This is a genomic window from Woeseia oceani (genome assembly GCF_001677435.1).
GTDB lineage: Bacteria > Pseudomonadota > Gammaproteobacteria > Steroidobacterales > Woeseiaceae > Woeseia > Woeseia oceani.
In genome coordinates this window covers 57,814-80,616 of the sequence record NZ_CP016268.1, presented here as the reverse complement: position 1 = coordinate 80,616, position 22,803 = coordinate 57,814, and the positions used below count along the sequence as shown (strand labels likewise).

Genomic DNA, 22,803 nt, shown 5'->3' with positions numbered 1-22,803 from the left:
CGCAGGGTGGCGAATTGTTGCAGGAAAATTCGCCGCAGGGCGTGCAGCAGTTCGCATTACCGGAGCCGGAGTATAAGCCCCAGATTACTGATTGTATTGCAGTTTCAGCTGGTCTTTTGTGGCTTCTTCCAGCCCGGGACGGTCATCTGGCGGGCGCGCGCGACCGTCAGCTGATCGGCCGGAACCGGCTTCGATACGGTGGACCCCGCACCGATCGTAGCGCCACTGCCCACCTCCACCGGCGCCACGAGATTTACGCCGGAACCGATGAACGCCCCGTCGCCAATTGTCGTCCGGTGCTTGTTCGCGCCGTCATAATTGCAGGTGATGGTACCGGCGCCCACGTTAACGCCGCTGCCGATTTCCGCGTCACCGATGTAACTCAGGTGATTCACCTTGCTGGCGTGGGCGATATTGCTTTTCTTCACCTCGACGAAGTTGCCGATCTTCACCTGCTCAGCCAGCTTCGTGCCGGGGCGCAGTCGGGCGTACGGGCCGATTTCACACTCATCGCCCACCTCGCTTTGCTCGATATGGCAGTTCGCGTGCACCACCGTGCCAGCGCCGAGCCGGCTGTCGCGAATGAGATTGCCCGTCTCGATCACAACATTGTCGCCGACGACGACATCTCCCTCGAAAACGGCATTAACGTCGATGAAAACATCCTGTCCGCAGCGCAACGTGCCACGGATATCCACCCTTGAGGGGTCGGCGAAGCCAACCCCGGCAGCCATCAGCTCGCCAACCAGCCGGCGCTGCAGTGCCCGTTCGGCCTCGGCCAGTTGCCGGCGGTCGTTGATGCCCATGAGTTCTTCGACGCTGTCCGCCTTGATGCCGTGTACTTCGGTGCCGTCCGCCACCGCCATGGCGATCACGTCGGTGAGGTAGTACTCGCCCTGGCTGTTGTCGTTACCGAGACGCTCCAGCCAGGCTTTGAACTTTCTTGCCGGTGCGCACATGACGCCGGAGTTAACCTCTTTAATCAGACGTTCGCTGTCATTCGCGTCTTTTTCTTCGACGTTACGCACAACCCGGCCATTCTCGCGAACGATGCGGCCGTAGCCATGCGGGTTCGACACGTCCACGGTCAGCACGCCAAGATCGTCGGCGCCACATTCATTCAGCAGTCGCTCGAGGGTCTGCGGCCGCAGCAGGGGCACATCACCAAACAGCACCAGCACGCGGTTGTCGTCGGCAGTTTCCGGCATGGCCTGCATAACGGCGTGGCCGGTGCCAAGCTGCTCGGCTTGCAGCGCCCAGCGCAAGCCGTCAGCGGCAAACGCCGCCTGTACCTGATCACCACCGTGACCGTAAACCACGCAAATGTCAGCGGCGTCGATCTGCCGGGCACAGTCCACGACATGTCGCAGCAGGGGCCGGCCTGCGAGCGGCTGCAGAACTTTGGGCCGGGACGAGCGCATGCGGGTGCCCTGTCCGGCGGCCAATATCAGGATGCTGATGGTCAAACGGTTTCCTCCCAAAGATGCCGGGCGGATAATACCGCACCCGGGCAATTGATTTGTGACATCGGCGCGCGTTACTTTCGCTACGGGCCTCTCGCTGTCGGCGCGCCATCGGCAGTTGACCGGAAATCACTTATGCACCGTTCGCCGCACCGCTACAGCTACGGGATCTGCTGCGCCGTTCTGCTGCCGTTGGTCTCCGGCTGCAATGGCGAAATCTACCTCCGCGACGGGGTGACGGATGGCGACACCTTTTACCTTGCTGAACAGGCGTTAACGAATGACGACCCGGTACTGCAAAGCTGGGTTAGCTACAGCCTGACCCTGAGCGCCTGCAAGCTCGCCATCGGCGGCGCCAATCCGGCCCGCGCGAGTTCTTTCGATTGCGAGCTGACCGCACGTGGGCATCTTCTGGACACCTGGCAGGAACAAGGCGCCTTTGCTGCCGACGAGTATCTCGACACTCTGACCAATGTGCGTAACGATGGCTGGCTGGCCGAGTACGTCGCCAACTATTTCGCACGCGAAGCCTGGCAGATTCCTGCCGACCTCAATCTCAACGGTTTCGAACAATACCGGCAAGCGGCGTTGCCGCGTCACCAACCTGCCACCCGCATCGTCGGCTCGTGGAATTACGCGCGCAACGTCCGGCAGCCGTAGGCTACTGCAATCCAGTTGCCGTTTTTCACATTGCTCCATAAACCTTCTGCATTGTTCCATAAGACGAATGCACGGTAAGGTTGGCCGCTGCGATTCGACCCTCACCGACCGGAGATCATTTGTGAGACCCAGAAAAATAATCGGAACAGTTTTTGCGCTCGCCTGGATGTTATTCGCGGCTACGACAAGCGCGCAGGAAGCGGCGTTTGACCCGGATGCCGAAATGTTTCCGGCTGATGTGCAATACGACACGCGCATCCCGACGCCCGCACAATTCCTTGGCCGTCCGCTCGGTGCAGCGCCTGTCCGGCATCACGAATTGGTCGAATACATCAACAAGGTAGCCGGCCTGTCTGACCGCCTTAGCGTTGAAGTCATCGGCTACAGCCACGAACGTCGTCCAATCCTTTTTGTCGTTGCCACATCTCCCGAGAATCAGGCGCGCATTGATGACATACGCACGCAACATATCGCGTTGACGGAACCCGCGCTCCGGCAGTCCGTGACGGCTGACATGCCGGTCATTACCTGGCTCAACTACGGCGTACACGGCGCCGAGGCCAGTGGCATGGATGCATCGTTACCAACGGTCTACTACCTGGCCGCCGCACAGGGCGCCAGGGTCGATCAGCTCCTTTCCGGCAGCGTGATCCTGGTGACCGCCGTGTTCAACCCGGACGGCCATGCGAACCGCGTTGCGTGGCTGGACACGTATGGCAGCCGCGTCGTCAATCCCGACCCGAACAACATGGAACAGGATTACGACGGCCGCCTCGCCCGCACCAACCACTACGGTTTCGATCTCAACCGGCAATGGTTGTCAGTCACTCAGCCTGAGTCACGTGCGTGGATGCGCAAGTGGCATGAGTGGCGGCCAAATGTCTCGGTTGATTACCACGAAATGGGCAGTGAGCAGACCTACTACTTTGCACCCGGCATACCGACCCGCACCCACCCGCTGATCCCTGACGAGAGCATGCAGCTCGTCGCCGACGTCGTGGCGCCGGCCGAGCAATTCCTGGACTCGCAAGGTCGTCTGTATTTTCACGGCGACCGTTACGATCACTTTTTTCTCGGCAAAGGCGCCGGCTTCCCGCTGGTGAACGGCGGCATCGGCATCCTGCACGAAGCGAGCGCAGCACGCGGCGTCGCACGCAATACCAGCAACGGTTTGCGCACCTATCGCGAAAATATTCTGAAGCATTTCCGCACCAGCATTGCGAATGCGGAAGGCGCACTGCAACAACGTGATGCGTTGCTCCAGTTCCAGAAGAGCTTCTACGACTCGGCAGCCGAACGCGCGAGCAATCACAGCGTGAAAGCGTACGTGTTCGCCGCGCCCGGCGACGACGCCCGCCTCTATCACTTTGTGGACTTGCTCAATTTCCATCGCATAGAGGTACGCACGCTGGCACAGGACGTGACCGAAGGCGGCATTACCTACCGCGCCAATGAGGCCATGATCGTGTCGCTCGATCAGCCGCAGCATCAGCTCATCCGCAGCATCTTTGAAACCATGACCGAGTTCGAGGACACCACGTTCTATGACGTCTCGACCTGGACCGTGCCGCTCGCTTACGGCCTCGACTACGCAAGCCTGTCGGGTCGCCGGCTTAACTCCAGCCAGCTTGGCGAACCGGCGGCACTGGAGATGCCGGTTGCCAGTGCGCCGGACAAAGCCGCTTATGCCTACGCCTTCGAATGGAACGGTTACTACGCGCCGCGCGCGCTCAACCGGGTGCTCTCGGAGGACTTGCTCGCGCGGGTCGCGATAGATCCGTTTGTCGTCCAAACGACGCGCGGCAGCGTGAACCTGGATCGTGGCAGCGTGGTGGTTGCCTTTGATCGCCAGGAACAGGCCCGCGATAGGATCGACGAACTGATGCGAACGATCGCGCGGGAAGACAGCGTAACCGTGCACGCGCTCAGTTCCGGTCGCAGCGCGATCGGTACCCGCGGCTCGGACGTCGGCGGTCAGTTTTTCAAAGCGCTTAAAAAGCCCGAGATTCTGCTGGTCGCTGGTCGTGACCTCGACTGGTACAACGCCGGCGAGATCTGGCACTTGCTGGACCAGCGCATGGACATGAAGGTGACGATTCGTGACCGCGACCGGCTGGGCGGTGTACCGCTCAATCAGTACACGCACCTGGTATTTGTCGGTGGTAACTACGATAACTACGCGCCCGAATACGCCGGTCGAATCCGTCAATGGGTGAACGAGGGCGGTACGATCATCGGCGTACGCCAGGGTGCTGACTGGGTTCGTAGCAACGTTCTCGACTGGATAGACCCGCTGGCGGAAGATGCCGCCGGGCTGCGGCTGGCCCTGTCGGAATCCGGCCACCCCCCCGTGGAAGACCCGCTGCAGGTACCTGAACGTTTCAGCTATGCCGAAAAGGAAAAGCGCGATGCGCTGGACGTTATCGGTGGCGCGATCTTTGCCGGTGACCTCGACAATGCACATCCGCTGGGCTTCGGTTATCAGCGGCGCAATATCGCGTTGCACAAGAACACGACCAGCGTACTGACGCGACCGACCAACCCGTACGCCAGCGTCATAACCTATGCAACGCCGCCATTGTTGTCCGGTTATGCGTCGGAAACGAACCTGCAACAGCTGGAAGGCACTGCCGCCTTGATCGCAGAACGGAAAGGCGCCGGCAGCGTCATCCTGTTTGCGGACAATCCGACGTTCCGGGCCACGTGGTTTGGTACTGACAAGCTGCTGATGAATGCGCTGTTTTTCTCCAAGGCATTCAACCCGCCGCCTGAACGGTAGGACGTCCAACAGAAAAGGAGCCAGCCCACCCGGGACTGGCTCCTTTTTTTTGCCTGCAGGAAATACGGGCTACGGCAGGACCGGCAGCTCGATTCGTGATGGGTACCCGGCGCTGTGCCAAACAGTATTCAGTGCTTCAACACCTTCCGTTTCATCGTAATTGTTTCCGCCGGTGTTCAGATTGCGCATGTACTGCGGAAACTTGCTGGATGCGACTTCGACACGAACCCGATGGCCTTTCTTGAACTGGTAACTCGTCGACATCGGGCTCAGTATCAGCTCGTAAACCTCGCCATTCTCCATCAGTTTCGGCTTGTCAAAACCCTCGCGATAACGTGCGCGGAAAATCGTGTCGTCAACGTTGTAAGCCGTGCCATCCGGGTGCACATCCACCAGTTTCACCGTGAAGTCGGTATCACGGGCACTCGATGACACGTACAGCGTCGACCGGATGTGCCCGGTCACTTGCAGATCGGCGCTCAGTGGTTCAGAGGAATACACCAGCACGTCGGCACGCGCCTCAATACCGCGTTGGTCGAAACTGCCGCCGTCGGCCGCACCGCGATTACAACAAACACCACCGCCCAGCGCGGGCACGGGGTTCATCGGGTCGTAGGTGTAGCGGTCCATGGCCGCGCCAGCGGCCGGCTGGCGGTCAAGTCGGCCGTCACCGAACAGGCTGTTCGCCGCACCATCGCTGGCAAGGTAGAAGGTTTGTGTTTGCACTGCGCGCGGTGGCCAGGTTTCTGACGACTCCCATTCGTTCCTGCCCATCGTGTAGAACTGGACACGCGGCAGGCGGCTCAGCTCGCGGCCGTCATTGCCCTTCAGGTAATGGTCGAAGAACGTGAACATCTGCTCATAGACCGGGAAGCTTGCGTTACCGACATTCAGCTCACCCGCGACCAGGTCCTCGTGCTCGGGAATTCGATAAAAACCGCAGTGCAGCGTTGGCGCGACGAGCAGGTACTGGCCGTCGCGTACCGCTTTGTCGCTGGCGTTCGAACGAACGTGATTGTAGAGCGCAAGGTTGGGGCCCTGGCTGACATCAAACCAGCTGTTCCACCAGAATGCGGGCACCCCAAAGTCTTCGTTGTCGTGATAAAGGCCACCCTCGAACCACGCTTTGTCCGCCGGGGTACGGGCCATCAGTTCACGAAACGGACCGGTATTGCCGCCGGCATCGTCCAGCCAGTCGATCGCCGGCAACTTGGCCAGTTGTTTCTTCCAGTTGACCTCGGGCATGTCGGGCGCCAGGTCGTACATCGTGCGCAAACGCTGCAACTGCTCCTGTGACAGGCCCGCCGGGAAGCGTGGGTAGGTCGTCTGCTGCACGCCATAGAGCCAGACGCTGAACAAGGTCTGGTGTACGCCGCCCTTGTACCAGTTGCCTTGTTCCTGAAACTCGCCAACACGGCCGATGCCCGCACCGGAGGCCATCGGAATCATGGCCTTGTGGGCCGGGTGATCCTGGGCGGCAAGCGCGAGCTGCCATTCCGCTGACGAAGAACAGCCTACGGTGCCGACGTTGCCATTGGACCACGGCTGTTTCTCCAGCCAGGTCAGCGCGTCATAGCCATCGGTGCGCGGATCACCCAGCAACTCCCACTCGCCTTCCGAGTAGTAGCGGCCGCGCTCATTCTGAATGGCCACCGCGTAGCCACGCGAGACCGCCTGATAGGCCCACTGCAAGCTGGCACCGCGGATCTCGTTAAAATCGTACGGCGTTTTAATGAATATGACCGGCACCTTGCCATCGGCATCTTTCGGCCGGTAGATATCGGTTGCCAGGCGCACGCCGTCGCGCATCGGCATCATGTACATCGTGTCCGCGGTCGAGATGCGCTCAAGATCAGCGAGCTCGGCATCCGCCGCCCAAACAGACACCTGCAACAGCAATACACAGGCCAGTTGCAGCGAACGCGTTACTGCCGCGAGCCATTGACAACTACGCATGGACATTCAATTCCCCTTGTTTCGTTCTTGAGATGGCGACCAGTTTGCATGCCGTGCCCCGGTTTGTCCCGTTGCACAGTCTGTCCCGCCCGATTTGTCTCTTTACCGTTACCGAAGGAACATACCGGACGTCCTGTCGCCCTGGCGGGAGAGCAGCATATCCCTTGTTCTTGCTTGTTAGGACAGGCATCGGGGACTAGCATGTTGCGGGTCCGTCGATACCGCACCAAATTCTAACTCAAAGAAATGGGGGGTCTGATGACCGAGCACGCGGAGCATACCGAAGTTCGATCCACGCCGGCAGCCACGGCACAAGTTCACTTTCACGGCACCAGCGGCGAGTACTTTCGTATCTGGATAGTCAATATCGCACTGACCATTGTTACTCTTGGCATCTATTCGGCCTGGGCAAAAGTGCGCAAGCTGCGCTACCTCTACAACAACACCGAACTCGACGGCGCCCGCTTCGAGTATCACGCGAAACCCGTTGCCATACTGATCGGCCGCCTCATTGCCGTCGCAGTGCTGGCCATCTACTGGACGGCCTCTTACTACGCGCCAGCAGCCGGCCTGGCCGTCGTGCTCGTGATCATGTTGCTCGTACCGGTCCTCGTGGTCCGCTCCCGAATCTTTCAGATGCGCAACACCTCGTACCGGCAGATTCGCTTTGGCTTTGAAAAAAATTACAAAGGGGCGTTTTCGGCCTATTACCTCGGCGCGCTGCTGGCCGTTATCACACTCGGTCTCGGCGCACCGCAAGCGGCGTACATGCGACACAAGTTCGGCATCGATAACAGCGCCTTCGGCCAGACTCACTTCCTGTTCAACGGCACCAGCGGCAAGTTCTTCGGTATTTTCTATACCGCGTTAGGCCTCCTCATACTTGGCTTCATCGTCTTCATGTTTGTGCTGATTCCATTGTCACCATTGATGCCGGATCTCTTTGGCGACGGCACCCCGGAAGGCACGCCCGGAGTTCTGGCGCAACTGGTCGTCAGCGGGCCGATATTCCTGATCTATACCGCAGTCGGCGTTTACGGCCTGGTCCGACTCCGCAATTACGTCTGGAACAACACCACACTGAGCGGGCACAGCTTTGTCTCCACGATGTCCGTGCGCACGATGTTCTGGCTGTACGTGACCAACATCGTGGCGATTATTTGTACGATCGGCCTGTTGATACCGTGGGCGACCATTCGGCTTGCGAAATACCGCGCTGACCAAACCCAGGTGCTGATGACCGGCGACTGGAACCAGTTCCTCGCGGATCAGCGGCCCGCCGGTTCGTCCATCGGCGAAGAGGTCGGTGAAGCCTTCGACGTCGGCATTGATCTCGCCTTTTGATGCGCACGCCGGCCCGGTACTTTGACGGTGTAGATGCCCGGCAGCACCCGGTCACGGCCAGCACCGACGGCGTGCTGCTGAATATCGAACGTAACGGCGATATTGCAACCTTCGAACTCGCTCAGGTGTCAATTTCAGCACCCGTCGGGCAGGGCGACTGGGCGCTGGACCTGCCGGATGGCGGACGATTGCTGATTGACGATCCGGAATTCACGGCGCGATTGCAGCACACCGAAGCCGGCTGGGTACGGCGTCTCGAGGGCTCATGGCGATGGGCGTTGGCCGCACTGGCGGTGGCGGTCGTCGGCGGCTACCTGGCATTGACTTACGGTCTGCCCGTTGCCGCCCGGCATGTTGCGTTTGCGGTCCCGCAGAATGTTGATGCCCGGATGAGTGCGGATAGCCTGGGAGCCATGGATCGCCTGCTGTTCGAAGACAGCGAGCTGACGGCGTCCCGGCAAGCCGAACTGCAGAGTTTGTTCGCGCGGGTCACGGCACTCGATGACAGCTACGGCGTGTATTCACTGGTCTTCCGCAAATCACCCAAAATTGGTGCCAATGCTTTTGCGTTGCCGGGTGGCATCGTGGTCATGACGGACGAAATGGTCGAGCTCGCTGAATCCGATGACGAACTCCTGGCCGTGCTCGCGCACGAAGTTGGCCATCAGGCCAATCGGCACCTGTTGCGGATCGTGCTGCAAAACTCGGCAGGGGCGTTATTGATCGCCAGTCTGACCGGCGACCTCACGAGCATCTCGGCACTGGCCGCTTCCGTGCCCACCGTGTTGATGCAGGCAAAGTACTCGCGGGATTTCGAACGCGAGGCCGACGCTTTCGCTTTTGCGTTTCTGGAGTCTGAAGGCAAGAACCCTGACGTACTGCGCGAACTGTTGCTACGCCTCGAAGAGCGCGCAGGCAGTCTGGTCGACAGCGGGCCAGCAAGCTGGTTCTCGAGCCACCCGCGCAGCGATGAACGCCTGCCGGAATAGCGTCAGCAACCGCAGCAAGACTGTGTACGGGCAGCAACCCGTCAGCTCCGGCTGTGCACGTTCGTGTGGCCGCCGAACACCCGCTCCTGCCAGCTTCAAGCCTGGCAGAAAAAAGCAATTCAGGAAGCGGTGGAATACCGGCTGATGATGCAGTCGATGATTGCCTTGCGGCAGCGCGACATCCCGCTTGCCGCGCTGCCGTAAGGCAGCGCGGCCCCGGATTTCCGGGCAAGGTCGCGGAAGCACTGTCCGGGAATGACGATGCTCCCGCCAGGGGGGGTGGTTTACAGCGCCCAGGTGAAACTTAGCGAATAGCTGGAGCCGGGATCCTCTTCGAAGGTCACGACGCCGGCTCGCTCAATTTCAAGTTGTTCGCCCAGCAGGTTGGCCGCCTTGGCTTTGATCGTGATCGTATCGCTCGGGTACCAGGAGTAAGTCAGGTCCAGCGAGTGGAACGGCTGCTCGTAGCCATCCGGCGCGCCGTTCCGGCCCGCAACGTACAAGCGCTTACCGAACACGTTGTATGCCAGCGATGCGGAATGACGCGCATCCGGCGAATCGAAGCCCAGGGCGAAGTTGGCCACGTACCTGGACGCGCCCGTCAGTTCGCGGACGTTGTTGGTCGGCGCATCGGCATCGGGGCCGGCAACAAGTTCGGAGTCCTGTACGGTCAGATTGCCCTGTACAAACATCGTATCGAAGGCCGAACCCAAAAAGCCCAGTTCCTTCAACGCTTCGATTTCAATGCCGGTAACTTCGGCAGACTCGGCGTTAACAATCTCGCGTGCCACAGTGGTGTCACTGGCCGCTGATTCGAAGAACTCGATCGGTCGGTCAATCTGCTTGTGGAACAGCGTCATCGTGACATTGTCGCCACTGGAGAAGAACCATTCCGCGCGAACATCGAAGTTGTTAACGGCCGAAGGAACAACACCCGGGTTGCCATCGACGAGGTCATCGGTCACCGGATCAACATAGCTGGCGTCGGTAATTTCACGGAGGTCCGGTCGAATAGCTGTTTCACTCCAGCCGAACCGCAACTGGAAAGTTTCTGCCCACAGGTCGCCTATGTAGGTAACCGACGCTGACGGGAAGATATCATCGCTGGCAAACGTGCCCTGCTCCAGCACCTCCGGATCCGTTGATACTTGCGGATTGGTCTCGGAATAGCCAAATGGATTCCAGTCGAGGGCAACCTGACGATAGTCTTCCCAGCGCGCACCTACGGCAATTCGCCACTTGTCCTTCCAGGTCCAGTCAACTTTGCCAAAGACCGCGTCGGTCATGGTCGCCGCGATGTAGCTTTGATTGTTGGTACCGCGAATATCGAACACGTAGTTGTTGTCCGGATTCAGAATGCTCGAGTCTGAGAACACCGAGTCCAGCGTACCCCCAAGAGTACCGATGTCGCCTACGTTGAGTGCACCGAGGCTGAACTGCAACTGGCGATAGGTCCGGGCTTTGCGGTCGTGCTGGTAACCGAAGCTCGCCTCTATGATGGAATCGCTGGTGTAGAACGGGACCGTAGCCATCCAGCCGTAATTCTGCAGCTCGTCATCAAGTTCGGTGAAGCGATAGTCGGCTGCGGTCGCATCCAGTGTCACCAGCTCGTCCTGGACTGCACCTGTCACAGGGTCGGTAACGGTCTGGGATGAGATCTCGACCTGGTTTGGAATGCTGGTTTCTGCCGTGGCGTCGGAATGGAACCAGGAAATGCTGGTTTCTTCCGGCACCAGGTTGAACAGACTGCCGAATGCATCAGGCAGCATCTGGCGAGTTGCCTCGCCAAATCGGTGCGTTCCTTTCACCTGGTTTACGACCATGTCGCGCTGCTCAAACTGAAAACGGTAATTGCGCCAGCCGATGCCGTCGTCAACTTCCCGGTTCTCATTGAAGTAATCGCGAACGGCAGTTTCATTGTCCGTATTGCGCAGGTACAAGGTCGTCGTTTCGAACTCGTGGTCTTCGGTAAAACGCATTCCGAGATTCAGCGTGCCTGTGAGGCTGACGGTGCGTGTGGACTCATCTTCCGTATTGGTACGCTGTTCCGGGAAGTTAAAGCTGCGGGCTTTCTCCAGTGACTGACGCCACTGCGTGTCGTATGCCGCACTGGCCTGCACCCCGAACTCGAAGTTGTCACCCGCGGCGAAGCTGTTGCCGATGGTGCCCTTCAAACCGATATCCGGGCTTGAGTCGCGGCGTTCGATGCCAATCTCGCGGTTGAGCTGCAAACCGAGCTGTCGGTTGATCAGCTGCGCATCGGCCAGGGTTGCGCTCGGGTCTTCGGCGCGCAAGCGACTGAGAATTCCCTGCACGTCGACGTTGCCCTGATAGTAGTGCACCTGCGACATGAGGTCCGCCGAGAGCGCGCGGCTGCCGTCATCCGAACCGAAGTCATCGTCACTGCTGCCTGGGTACGAAAGGAAATCGCCGCCGAGGTTGCTGTTATAGCCACTGCCTACTTCCACGCTGGCGTTGAAGCCATCCGGCACACCCTTGGTGCGGATATCAACACTGCCGCCGCCAAAGTTGGCTGGCAGTTCGGGCGACCAGGTCTTCTGAACTTTCAGCGACTGCACGGTGGAGGTCGGGAAGATATCGAGCGGAATCACGTTGCGGGTCAGATCCGGCGACGGAATGCGCGCGCCGTTCAGTGACGTTGCCGAATAGCGCTCGCCCAAACCGCGGATGTAGACAAAGCGGCCGCCGACCAGGGACAGGCCCGGCACCCGGCGCAATGCCGACGCTACGGTCGAATCACCGAGGCGGCTGATAGTGTCCGCATCCAGGACATCACTGACAGAATCGTCATTCAGGCGCTCGTCGAGCAGTTGCTGGCTCGCACTGCGAAACCGTCCGAGCACGACGACTTCTTCGATCTCGCCGGCTTCCTGCTCTATTACAGCCGGCGATTCCGGGGCCGCCAGGGGTGGACGGGCGTCCTGCGCGTAGAGTGGCAGGGGCGGTAACAACACTGCGCCGGCAATTGCCAGGCGCAGTGCGTTCCGCGGGTTCAGGATAAGTATCATGAAGTGAGTCCGCTTATTCGAACCACAGGGCCTGAGAACGGTTATCCGGGTGCAAACCGAACGTCCAGCCCATGGTCCAGTCCGTCTCTGACAAGCTCAGGCCACCGATGAAAGTGCCGCTTTGCGGAGCACCCGCCGGGGCTGCGCCGTCAACCTGCATCGTCGTGTAGCCGATGGAGTAAATCGGCTGCGTGCCTTCAAGCAATTGCAGGCCGGCGTCGTTCATTGCGGTCGGATCTACCGACGTATTGTTGGCAATCGTTGCGAAAATATTGCCACCGGCTTCGGCAAAGCTGCGTTCAGTTGTGGTTCCATCGGCGAACGTTTGACCACGTGTTGCTTCAGCGCAGGCGAAAACGACAGAGTTGAGCGTCAGGTCGCCATCAAGGGCTGCCTGCTGGGTACGGTTGTCGATACGCAGGCAGTAGTTATCGTTGCTGCTGACCTGGTCATTCGCGGGCATCGAGCCGATCAAGAGTGAATCATTGATCTCCGCGAACAGACCTTCGCGCAAACGCCAGCCGGCGCCTGGATCGTGCGTTGCGGTGGCAGCGCCGTTCGGCGAGATGATGCAGGTCAGGTTGTTGATCACGAAACGACTGTTGATGCCCTGGCTGATCATGGCTTCGACTTCAGCCGGCAGTAGATCATCAAAACCGCCGATACCATCGGCTTCGATGCAATGGTTGCCGTCGGTTTCCGACTGGATAACGAGCGCATTGGTGATCGTGCCGGAGTAACCTTCGTCGATATCGATGGCGTCATCGCGAACATACATGCCGACGAAGTTATTGAAGTTCACAGCGCCGCCAAACATCTCGATGCCATCATCGAACGTCGAATAAACCTGCAGGTTGTTGACGATGGTGTTGCGACCAACACCGCCGAAGGTAATGCCGTTCAGCTCATCACCGTTGCCAACCGTCGCACCCGTGTGCTTGACGACAACGTATTCCATACGACCAGAGCTGTCGTCATTGTTGTCACCGCCATACTGCGATTCGTCAAGGCCCGCTGCGCCTTCGGCGTCCACGTGGCAGTCGCTGGTAGCGAGGTCATTGGTTGCGACTGAGCCCGTGTAGGCACATTTGTTGGTAATGCCGAAGCCATTGATGACCATTCCACCCCATTGCTGTACATCTTCCGGACCAACAGTGCCGTTGATGTCGGAAAGCGAGGTAAAGGTAATCGGTGCATCGGCACGGCCAACCGCAAACAATTGCGAACCGCGGTTAATGATCATGAATGACGCACTGGATTGAAGAGCCAGCGTGGCACCTGCTTCAACAGTCAGGACCGGGCCGTCGCCACCTTCAGCGATGCCGGCAGCCGCGAGATCTGCGTCGTTGTCGTGGCTCTCACCAACAAACAGGCTGCCTTCGAAAAGGTGCGCGCCGTCGTTGGGCAGGTCCGCGAGTGTAAGGTCAACCATGAGGTTGTTACCGGCATCGACGAAAGACGGTGAGTACGTGCAGTGAGTGCCATCGTAGGTCCCCTGAATCGACTGTCCGCCGGTATTCTGATAGGACGCACAGGGGTTCGTGGTACCGCTGTTGCCGCCAGTATTGGTGGTGTTGTTGCTGTTGGTGACAGAGGTCACCGGATCGATGTTGATATCGCCACTACCGCAACCTGCGGCTACGATGCTTGCGACGACGGCGGTGAGCGCCAGTTTTGTTCTCATCAGTCAGTCTCCGGACAGGCTGTGCCGGCGACACCTCATGTGCGCCGGTTAGTGAATTCCGCTGCCTGAACCCGGACCGTTCTGCACATTGAGGGATCAACGCGCAGAACGACGAATCAGGTAAAACAGGCTGGTCGGGATACCGGGTCCGTAATGCTCTGGCCCGATGTCGGAGAAGACTTTAGAAATGTCGTGTTTAAGTTAGGTAACAGATTTATGAACAATGTGTGACAGCCCGTGCTTATGAAGAGCGCGCACGGGCCGTCACCGCGATTGTTACGGCCGTTTGACAGCCTCCTGCAGCTTGCTGAGCAGGTAATCGTGCGACATGACACGCCCACGGCTGACAACGGTATCGATACGACGAGTATTGGCTATCGATTCCAGCGGATTGGCATTCAGCAGCAACAAGTCGGCACGCTTGCCGGGTTCGATACTGCCCATCTCATTCTCGAGGCCAAAGAACTGCGCCGGGCGAACAGTGGCGGCGGCCAGCGCCTGCTGCGGACTCAGGCCCGCACGCACCAGCATTTCGAGTTCCGAATGCAGGCTGTAGCCGGGTGCCGCATAGGCTATGGGGGTGTCTGTGCCAGCGCCGATCGGAACCCCTGCGTTGTTCATGTCGGCGACCAGCTTCAGGCTCCAGGCGCCAAACTCGGTGCTGCGCGAACGCTCGTTCTGGTCCCAGTTCTCGCCAGTTTCAGTCCAGCTCGCCGCCGGTTCAGCGGGCAATAAGGCAACAGCGGCTGGCCAATCTGTGCGCGGGAAAGGGGATTGCACGGCCAATGAGTTCAGGCGCAGGGTCGGCACCTGGATCGTGCCGGCCAGTGAATTGATGACGTTGGCGCAGCGGGTTGCATCGTAGCGGGCGATGGCGGGCAGGCGCTGCAAAGTATGCAATGACGAGCGCAGTTCGTATCCGGAGATATTGTCTGCGGCTGCCATAATCGCCAGCCGTTCCTCGTGTAACTCTGCAGCATTGCTGGCGCATGCCAGCTCTACATTGCGCAGATGCTCCATGGAATCCACGTCAGGCCCGGCCTGCATGGCGGTCATGCTGAGTGGCACGTGAGCAGCGATTGGCAGCTTGCGTTCGCGCGCGGCCGCCGCCAGTGCGTCGAAAACTTCCGGTCGCACCAACTCGTATATCTTGATGAAATCCGCGCCGGCATCGGCCAGCGCCGCAACGCTGGCACGGGCCGCATCCGGACTGGGGTTGGTGTGACCGATCAGGGGTCGCGACTCTCCGTCATAGACCACCAGGCCACCATCCTGCAGTGGACCGCTCCACCAGACACGCGGTGCGTGCGCCCCCTCGGCGCGCATGTCAGCAATGACCGGTTGCAGGTTTTCGACCATGCCGCCGGTATCCCGTACGCTTGTTATGCCGTAGTAGAGAAACGACGCGGGCATCGACGGCGTGAACGCCGGGTCGTAGGTCAGGTGCACGTGCATGTCCCACAGCCCGGGAATCAGGTAGCGTCCGCTACCGTCGATTTCTTCGGCGACCGCCGGCAGCTCATCCGTCGCAGCACCAACCGCGATAATTTCGTCGCCATTGAAAACCACGGTCTGCGCCTCACGCACACCGTGCACGGCATCGATAACGGTTACGTTGCGAATGGCCGTGCCTTCGGCGGCGGGCGGCTTGGTACACGCTGCCAGCAAGCTGGCCGCGACGACGGTCGGGAGTAGTACGAGCGTACGAACAAACTTCATGGTTGCAGACCTATGTTGTAATTGGTGACGAACGTCAGGAATCGCGAGATTTCGCTCATGTCCTCTGCCACGTAGCGCACCGTGTGCGAATTGAGTCGCTCAACGTTGGGCAGGTAGCCGAGCAACTCGACTGGCTGGTAATGCTTGAGGCTCAGATCGAGTTGCAGCGGCCCTTCGAGGACGTACGGCTTGAAATCCTCCAGCCTCGCCAGAGCGGCCAGGGTACGCTCGCGGATGACTTCGCGGGCGGCGGCGGGCGTCAGGGTTCGCGCCGAGTGAAAACCTTGCGCCCACTTGACCACGGCGCCTTCCATGTCGCCGATGATCACCTGATTTTCCGCGACAGCAACATCGTCACCCGAAACCATGACAACCGGCACACCGAACTGACCGGCAATGGCCGCGTTCATGCTGCCCTCGGACATGGACGTGCCGTTGATACGCAAACCGGTAACATTGGCGCTCGACATTGTGTGCGCGCGCACTCCGCGCTTGTTCTCGGTACTGGAGTGATAGCCGATAAAGATGACGGCATCGAATGACTCATCGATACCGGCCATCATGCCGTGTTCACGCGGCCAGGAACGTACGACCATCACGTCGTCAGGGAGCTTTTCGATCAGCAGGTTCTGCCCATTGCCGTGCGAATCGCTGACCAGTATTTCAGTCGCGCCCGCGTCCCGCGCAGCTTCAATGCAGGCATTCACTTCTGCCGTCATAAAACCACGAAAACGTTCGTACTCGAACCCGCCAGGACCGAGCTGCTCCGACGTCACAACGCCCGCGATACCTTCCATGTCCGCCGAAATGTAGACTTTCAGCGCTTCCGTTTCCTGGGCGGATGCCGTAGCCGCGAGCAGCGCGAGTAATGCGCCCTGAATGATCCTGGTCATTTTCATTTCTTGCCCCTCTGGTAATCTCGGTGAGTCAATTAGGAATGCATATGATGAGTTCTATGAGTATTCGGTTCGTGGACTGGCTGACAACGGCGCTCAGTATAACGTCAATGTTGCTGGCTGCCGTGCCGGTTTTCGCGGCAACAGACGACAACGCGCAGCAACCGCACTTGCTCCTGATATCCATCGACGGTTTTCGCCACGACTACCAGGCGCGCTATTCAACACCTGCACTCGATCGAATTTCTGCACGTGGCATACGCGCAGAGTCTGTGCGGCCGGTATGGCCATCATTGACGTTCCCCAATAATTATTCGATCGTGACCGGACTCTATCCGGCCGAGCACGGCATCGTTGCCAACGAGTTTCCAGATGACCTGCGGGAAACCTGGTATCGCTACAAAGACAGCACAACGGTGCAGGATGGGCGTTGGTACGCTGGCGAGCCACTGTGGGTAGCAGCCGAACGCGCCGGAATGATCAGCGCCACCTATTTTTTCGTCGGTTCCGAAGCACGGATCAGTGACGTTTCGCCGAGCCACTGGCGGGCCTTCGATGGCAGCGTGCCCGGTGATGAGCGCGTGGCTCAGGTTCTCGACTGGCTGACACTGCCGGCAGCCGAGCGACCGCAAATGATAGGCCTGTATTTCGAGCAAGTGGATGTTGCCTCGCACAGGTATGGCCCGGGCTCGGCCGAAAGCATCGCCGCCGTCGAGCAGGTCGACCGCTGGATAGGCAAGCTACTGGATGGCATCGAACAAGCCGGGCTTGCAGAGCAGTTGCATGTCGCCGTGGTATCCGATCATGGCCAGAGCCAGTTCCGGCAAGATCCGGAGCCGCTGGTATTGAGCGAGTTCCTCGAGCTTGATGGGGTCACCGTGCGCGCCAGCGGAGCGTTTGCAATGCTGTACCTTGATGAACCCGACCCGGCCCGTGCACGCGAACTGCGTGATGCGATAAACGCCCGCTGGCAACATGGCCGCGCCTGGTTACCGGCAGACGCCCCGGCCGACTGGCATGTAGGCGACAACCCTCGTCTGGGCGACGTCTTGTTGCAGGCCGATCTGGGCTACGCGGTTATCAACAAGCGTCGCCCCGGCCGCAAGAGCAACCAGGGCGACCACGGCTGGTCACCCAATGATCGCGACATGCACGGTATCTTTGTCGCCGCCGGACCACGGCTGCCGGCCGGTAAAATGCTCGGCACGATAGGCATTACCGATGCCTACCCGCTGTTTCTTGAGCTGCTGGGTTTGCCTGACCGGCGGGATGCGCCGCCGGCATCGCCACTGTGCGCTGTGCTGCAGGCCACGGCCGCTTGCCGCCAGAATGGCACACGCTGATGCTCCCGAAGCAGGCGCTGTAAGCGGCAGCCGCCACACCACCACGGTTCTCGCTGCGTGGCTTGTCACTGGACGGACTGTCGATTGTTCGGCGTCAGTTTCTGGTGGCATGGTCGCGCACCCGTCCGATGTACTCTTGTCTTCCGCGGACGGAGACTCGTTGCGCTAAGTAAAACAGAACGGCTCTGTCACAAGGGCTCTGCCTGGCATCCAGGCCGACCAACAGTCTGTGTCTGTCTCGGGCATGCCCTTGCAGTGCGGCGTTGCTCAGCCCAGTACACCGGCCGCACGCAATGCCTCGATTTCAGCAGCGCTTAACCCCGCTTGCAACAGCACCTGGTCCGTGTCGGCGCCTTCCCGTCGTGGCGGCGCCGGCTCACCACCCGCGCTGCGACTGAACCGTGGAGCGGGCGCCGGTTGTTGCTGTCCCGCTATGTTGATGTAAGTCCTGCGCGCACTGTTGTGTGGGTGCGCAGCCGCTTCTTCAAAGTTAAGCACGGGTGCAAAGCAGGCATCACTGCCTTCCAGCCGTTCGCACCATTCTTGTTGCGACTGCCGGGCAAAGATGGCCGCCAACTGCTCTTTGATGTGCGGCCACTGGCGCTGGTCGCTTAACCGTTCGGCAATACCCGGATCTGCTCCGATAATGGTCAACAGTTCTTCAAGAAACACCGGCTCCAGCGCGCCGATGGAAACATGTTTGCCATCACTGGTCTGGTATACGGCGTACTGCGGTGCCGCACCATCCAGCAGATTGCTGCCACGCTCTGCCGTCCACAGACCCATGCCTGACAAACCGTGCACAACAGACATCAGGCTTGCCGTGCCGTCTGTAATTGCGGCATCGATCACCTGCCCCTGACCCGACGTTTTTGACTCTATGTAGGCGGCAAGCATACCCAGCACGAGGAAGAGACTGCCGCCGGCGTAATCGCCGAGCAAATTGAGCGGCGGTACCGGGCGCTCGGGTTCACCGATGGCAGCAAGTGCCCCGGTCAGTGCAATGTAATTGATGTCATGTCCTGCAGCCGTGGCGAGCGGCCCATCCTGGCCCCAACCGGTTACCCGACCGTAGATCAGTTGCGGATTTTTCTGCTGGCAAACAGCGGGGCCGAAGCCGAGGCGTTCCGCAACACCCGGTCGATACCCCTCCAACAACATGTCGGCTTGTTCAACCAACCTCAGCAACACATCGATAGCGCCCGGCTTTTTCAGATCGAGCGCAATGGACCGTTTGCCGCGCGCGTGCACATCGTGGCTGCTTGCCAGTGCAAGTCCGGTGCTCGCCGATGCGCGTTCAACAACGATGACATCAGCACCCATGTCCGCCAGCAACATGCCAGCGTACGGCCCGGGGCCAAGTCCTTTCATCTCGATGACTTTAATGCCGGCCAACGGACCCATAACAATTCCTTTGTGCTTCGCGGCTCGATGGCGCGTATTGCGCGACTGTCAGATCGTGTACTGACAGCGCGCAAGGGCGTCATCAATAACCGGATCGAATAAGTCATGCGTTTCTGTGTGATGGTTTTTCACAACACATTGGCGCCAGACAACCTTATAACGATTTGATCGTAAGAATACAGCAATCCAGCCAGTATGCTGCCTGCCATGCAAAGCAGAGCCTGAGGAACTCAACTGCTCTTGTTGGCAAAGAACAACACTGAAGTCAGGCAGCGATGAGCCTTATTCAGATTGCGACTTTCTTCTTCCGCGCCACTCAAGAGTGCCTGCTCAATCCGCTACGTTCAGGCATCTGCCATTCGCTCGATTCCAACCTGTCGACAGCGGGCTTTGCACATTACTCCAGTAATTCTCTTCTACTACGTTAAGGAATTAACCCATGAACATCAGATTGCTAATGCGCACTTTATGCGTTGCGCTGGCGTTATTCGTCACCGTACCCGCATACGCAGTCGGTGAGGCCACGGGTAACATTGTTGGCTCACTGGAAAACTACAGCGGCGGTAATTTCACCGTCAATGCAACGCACACGGCTACCGGCCGGTCGCGCGATGTCAGCGTGGATTCGAGCGGTGATTTCCGTTTCTCCCAGCTTCCGGTCGGCACCTACATTGTGTCAGTGAGCAGTGACGGCAATGTTGTCGCAGAAAGCCAGTTCAACGTTGCTCTAAACGGCAACACCGTCGCGCGCTTTGAGGTGTCGGATGGCTCGCTGGAAGAGATCGTGGTGACAGCAACCGCGTTAACCGGCGACGTGTATTCGACAGACTCCGGGCTCGTGCTCAGCGAAACCGAAATAGACATCATGCCGGTAGCCCGGACTTTGACGGGCATCTCCTTGCTGGCACCGGGCGTCGTACTCGGCGAAAGCAAGTTTGGTTTGAGTGGCGGACCGGGCTTTGCCTCGTTCGGTGGCTCATCCATCGCCGAGAACTCCTGTTACATCAACGGTCTTGAAGTCACCAACACCAGCCAGGGCCTCGGTTGCGGTGCCGTGCCGTTCGAGTTCTACCAGCAGTTCCAGGTCAAGACCGGCGGTTACTCGGCACAGTACGGTCGTAGTACCGGCGGCGTGTTGAATGCGGTCACCAAGAGCGGCGGCAATGAGTGGGAGTTCGGTATCGGCGCCGCGATAGAACCAAAATCACTCTATGAAGAAGGCAAGATCTCGCGTGGCAACGGCGGACTGGGCGGCGGCCAGGGCGGGGTTGGCACGGGTCGCATATTCCGCGACACCACGAAGGATGAGAATGACTTGTTCGAGTACTGGTTGACAGCCTCCGGTCCCATCATTGAAGACCGGTTGTTTATCTACGCCATCGTCAACCCGCGCGATGAACAACAGAACTTTTCCTGGCAGGCAGGCTCACCGTCCGCGGAATTCAACCGCGACACTGAATACCGCAAGATCGACAAATCCGGTTCGGACAATCTGTTCTGGGGTGCCAAGGTGGACTGGGATATCAATGATTACCACCGCCTGAGCGCCTGGGGCTATTCGAACCGCAGTGACGGTATCGACACCCACTTTGCGAAAGACCCGGTAACCAACGAGATCAGCTCTACATCAAACTCGTACTTCATTCGCAAACGGGGCGGTACGGCATCAAGCATCAACTACACCGGCACTTTCATGGACGACTTCACCGTGTCCGCGATGTTTGGCACGATCGAAACCGAGTACACGACTGAACCCGACGATGTGGTCCGGTGCCCGCGGGTAACCGACAACCGCACACCGGCACCGGCGGTGCCGATCACCGGTTGCGGTCCTGGCGGCCAGTTCGGTGACAATCGTGACACGAATGATCAGTTTCGCCTGGATCTGGAATACTCCGTCGGCGATCACCTGGTGCGGGTAGGCCTGGACAAGCAGGACCGGGATACCTTCCACCTGTCTTCGCCGATTGGCGGTGGTCGTTACACCTACTCGACGCTGGCACCCAATGGCACGATTCAGGGCACCAACGGTGTGCTCTACACCAACACGACGGGTGCCCCGCAAGAGATCGTCAACAACCGCCTGTTTGACAACGGCCAGTCAGGCGGCAAGTTCAAGAGCGAACTGACCGCCTATTACATCGAAGACGAGTGGCAGTTGAATGACAACGTGGTCCTGTACCTCGGCGCCCGCAAAGACCAGCTGACCAATATCGGCGGTACGGGTGTTGTGTTCACCGACTTTGATCAGGAATGGGCTCCTCGCGTAGGTTTGAGCTGGGACCCAACGGGCAACGGCCAGGACAAGGTGTATTCAACCTGGGGTCGTTACTATCTGCCGGTGGCGAACAACACCAACTTCCGGGTAGCGTCGGGCGTCAGTGACACCACCACTCATTACACCTATACCGGTGTTGATCCGGCGACCGGGGCACCGACAGGGCTGGTTCCGGTGACGGGCGACGTAAATACGTCGACGGTTGTGAACTCGGATGGCACCGCGCCGACTCAGGCGCAGTTCCAGGCGCAGGAGGCGGATCCGTTCTTCAAGGAAGAGTTCATTCTGGGTTACGAGAAATACCTGTCGGATGAGAATAAAGTGTCTGTCCGTTACGTGAACCGCGATGTTGGCGCCACACTGGATGACTACTGCGGTCCGCTTGCAAACGGCACCTACTGCACCCTGGTCAATCCTGGCTTCGGTGGCACATGGGAAGATACCGATGGCGTAACCCGCTTCCACCCCGCCGATCAGATCAAACTGCCGAAAGGCCGCAATGAGTACAACGCGGTGCAGTTGCAATGGGACCATACCGGTGAGCGGACCAACTTCACCTTTACTTACTCCTGGTCTCAAAGCATCGGCAATTTCGAGGGCGCGGTTAAGTCCGACATCCAGCAACCGGATGCGGGCATCACCCAGGACTTCGACTTCCCGGCGCTGATGGACGGCTCGGACGGCTACCTGCCAAACGATCGACGCCACGTGTTCAAGTTCTTTGGTTCTTACCAGATCAACGACAAGTTGACGGCAGGCTGGAATGCATCGCTGGCCAGCGGCCGACCACTGAACCTGTTCGGGCAAGGCTATCCGGATGACGCGGCGGATATCTACGGTGCTTACGGTGATACGTTCTACCTGTTCACCAACACCTGTAACACCGCGGGCGTAGTTGGCCCTTGCACACCGGCAAACGTGCAAGCGGACAAAATCTACACGTTCAACCCGCGCGGATCCGGCGGTCGTACCCCCTGGTTAACCACGCTGGACGCATCACTGACCTATGATTTCTTTGTCGGTGATGTGGACATGTCGGCCAACCTGCAGATCTTCAACATCCTGGATATTCAGGAAGCAACGTCAATTAATGAACACGTTGAACAGTCTGAAGGTACGCCGAACGAGTGGTACGGTGCAGCCTATGGCTGGCAGACACCGCGTTACGTCCGGCTGAGTATTCAGGCCCGATTCTGAATACGCTTGCAACACGGGTAAGAAAGGGGGCCATCCGGCCCCCTTTTTTTTGGCTGTCAAAG

At 59.2% G+C, this 22,803-nt stretch carries 14 protein-coding genes; 7 read left to right on the top strand and 7 right to left on the bottom strand.

Annotation, left to right across the window (positions count from 1 at the left end):
- Positions 1-104: 104 nt before the first annotated feature.
- The gene (gene glmU / locus BA177_RS00305; RefSeq protein ID WP_068618657.1) at positions 105-1,460 is read right to left on the bottom strand and encodes a bifunctional UDP-N-acetylglucosamine diphosphorylase/glucosamine-1-phosphate N-acetyltransferase GlmU; all 1,356 of its coding nucleotides are present in this window, start codon (positions 1,458-1,460) and stop codon (positions 105-107) included.
- A gap of 138 nt (positions 1,461-1,598) precedes the next feature.
- On the opposite strand from glmU, the gene BA177_RS18720 reads away from it, so the two are divergent.
- A complete protein-coding gene (locus tag BA177_RS18720; protein WP_197493243.1) occupies positions 1,599-2,123 on the top strand; it encodes a hypothetical protein in 525 nt (174 codons plus the stop codon).
- A 121-nt stretch (positions 2,124-2,244) separates the two neighbouring features.
- Complete coding sequence (locus BA177_RS00295) at positions 2,245-4,902, top strand: M14 family zinc carboxypeptidase (protein WP_197493242.1); 2,658 nt, start codon at positions 2,245-2,247, stop codon at positions 4,900-4,902.
- A 69-nt stretch (positions 4,903-4,971) separates the two neighbouring features.
- On the opposite strand, the gene BA177_RS00290 is transcribed toward BA177_RS00295, so the two are convergent.
- Positions 4,972-6,864: a CocE/NonD family hydrolase gene (locus tag BA177_RS00290; RefSeq protein ID WP_156762619.1), complete on the bottom strand. Its 1,893-nt coding sequence runs from the start codon at positions 6,862-6,864 to the stop codon at positions 4,972-4,974.
- Positions 6,865-7,116: 252 nt separating this feature from the next.
- Between BA177_RS00290 and BA177_RS00285 the strand changes: the two genes are divergently transcribed.
- From BA177_RS00285 to BA177_RS18460, 3 genes are all read left to right on the top strand, one after another.
- Positions 7,117-8,202 carry a YjgN family protein gene (locus tag BA177_RS00285; protein ID WP_068611685.1) on the top strand — a complete coding sequence of 362 codons (1,086 nt, stop codon included), beginning with the start codon at positions 7,117-7,119 and terminating at the stop codon, positions 8,200-8,202.
- Positions 8,202-9,191 (top strand): M48 family metallopeptidase, encoded by a 990-nt coding sequence (locus BA177_RS00280; RefSeq protein ID WP_068611683.1) that lies wholly within the window; start codon positions 8,202-8,204, stop codon positions 9,189-9,191. The genes BA177_RS00285 and BA177_RS00280 overlap by 1 nt, the downstream gene beginning before the upstream one ends.
- A gap of 63 nt (positions 9,192-9,254) precedes the next feature.
- Entirely contained in the window at positions 9,255-9,395 is a 141-nt protein-coding gene (locus tag BA177_RS18460; protein WP_156762618.1) for a hypothetical protein, read from the top strand.
- Between the two features lie 80 nt (positions 9,396-9,475).
- On the opposite strand, the gene BA177_RS00275 is transcribed toward BA177_RS18460, so the two are convergent.
- From BA177_RS00275 to BA177_RS00260, 4 genes are all read right to left on the bottom strand, one after another.
- Complete coding sequence (locus tag BA177_RS00275; protein ID WP_068611681.1) at positions 9,476-12,220, bottom strand: TonB-dependent receptor domain-containing protein; 2,745 nt, start codon at positions 12,218-12,220, stop codon at positions 9,476-9,478.
- Between the two features lie 13 nt (positions 12,221-12,233).
- Positions 12,234-13,904, bottom strand: coding sequence for a serine/threonine protein kinase (locus BA177_RS00270; protein WP_068611679.1), 1,671 nt, complete (start codon positions 13,902-13,904; stop codon positions 12,234-12,236).
- Positions 13,905-14,180: 276 nt separating this feature from the next.
- Positions 14,181-15,623, bottom strand: a complete 1,443-nt coding sequence (locus BA177_RS00265; protein WP_068611676.1) for an amidohydrolase family protein — start codon at positions 15,621-15,623, stop codon at positions 14,181-14,183.
- The gene (locus BA177_RS00260; protein WP_197493241.1) at positions 15,620-16,516 is read right to left on the bottom strand and encodes a M55 family metallopeptidase; all 897 of its coding nucleotides are present in this window, start codon (positions 16,514-16,516) and stop codon (positions 15,620-15,622) included. Before BA177_RS00260 ends, BA177_RS00265 begins: the two co-directional genes overlap by 4 nt.
- A 62-nt stretch (positions 16,517-16,578) precedes the next feature.
- Here BA177_RS00260 and BA177_RS00255 point away from each other — a divergent pair, with 62 nt between their 5' ends.
- Positions 16,579-17,862, top strand: coding sequence for an alkaline phosphatase family protein (locus BA177_RS00255; protein ID WP_068611674.1), 1,284 nt, complete (start codon positions 16,579-16,581; stop codon positions 17,860-17,862).
- 267 nt (positions 17,863-18,129) lie between these two features.
- Here the strand turns inward: BA177_RS00255 and BA177_RS00250 are convergent, their stop codons facing one another.
- Entirely contained in the window at positions 18,130-19,272 is a 1,143-nt protein-coding gene (locus tag BA177_RS00250; RefSeq protein ID WP_156762617.1) for a CaiB/BaiF CoA transferase family protein, read from the bottom strand.
- Between the two features lie 433 nt (positions 19,273-19,705).
- On the opposite strand from BA177_RS00250, the gene BA177_RS00245 reads away from it, so the two are divergent.
- Positions 19,706-22,741 (top strand): TonB-dependent receptor, encoded by a 3,036-nt coding sequence (locus BA177_RS00245; protein WP_068611670.1) that lies wholly within the window; start codon positions 19,706-19,708, stop codon positions 22,739-22,741.
- Positions 22,742-22,803: the final 62 nt, after the last annotated feature.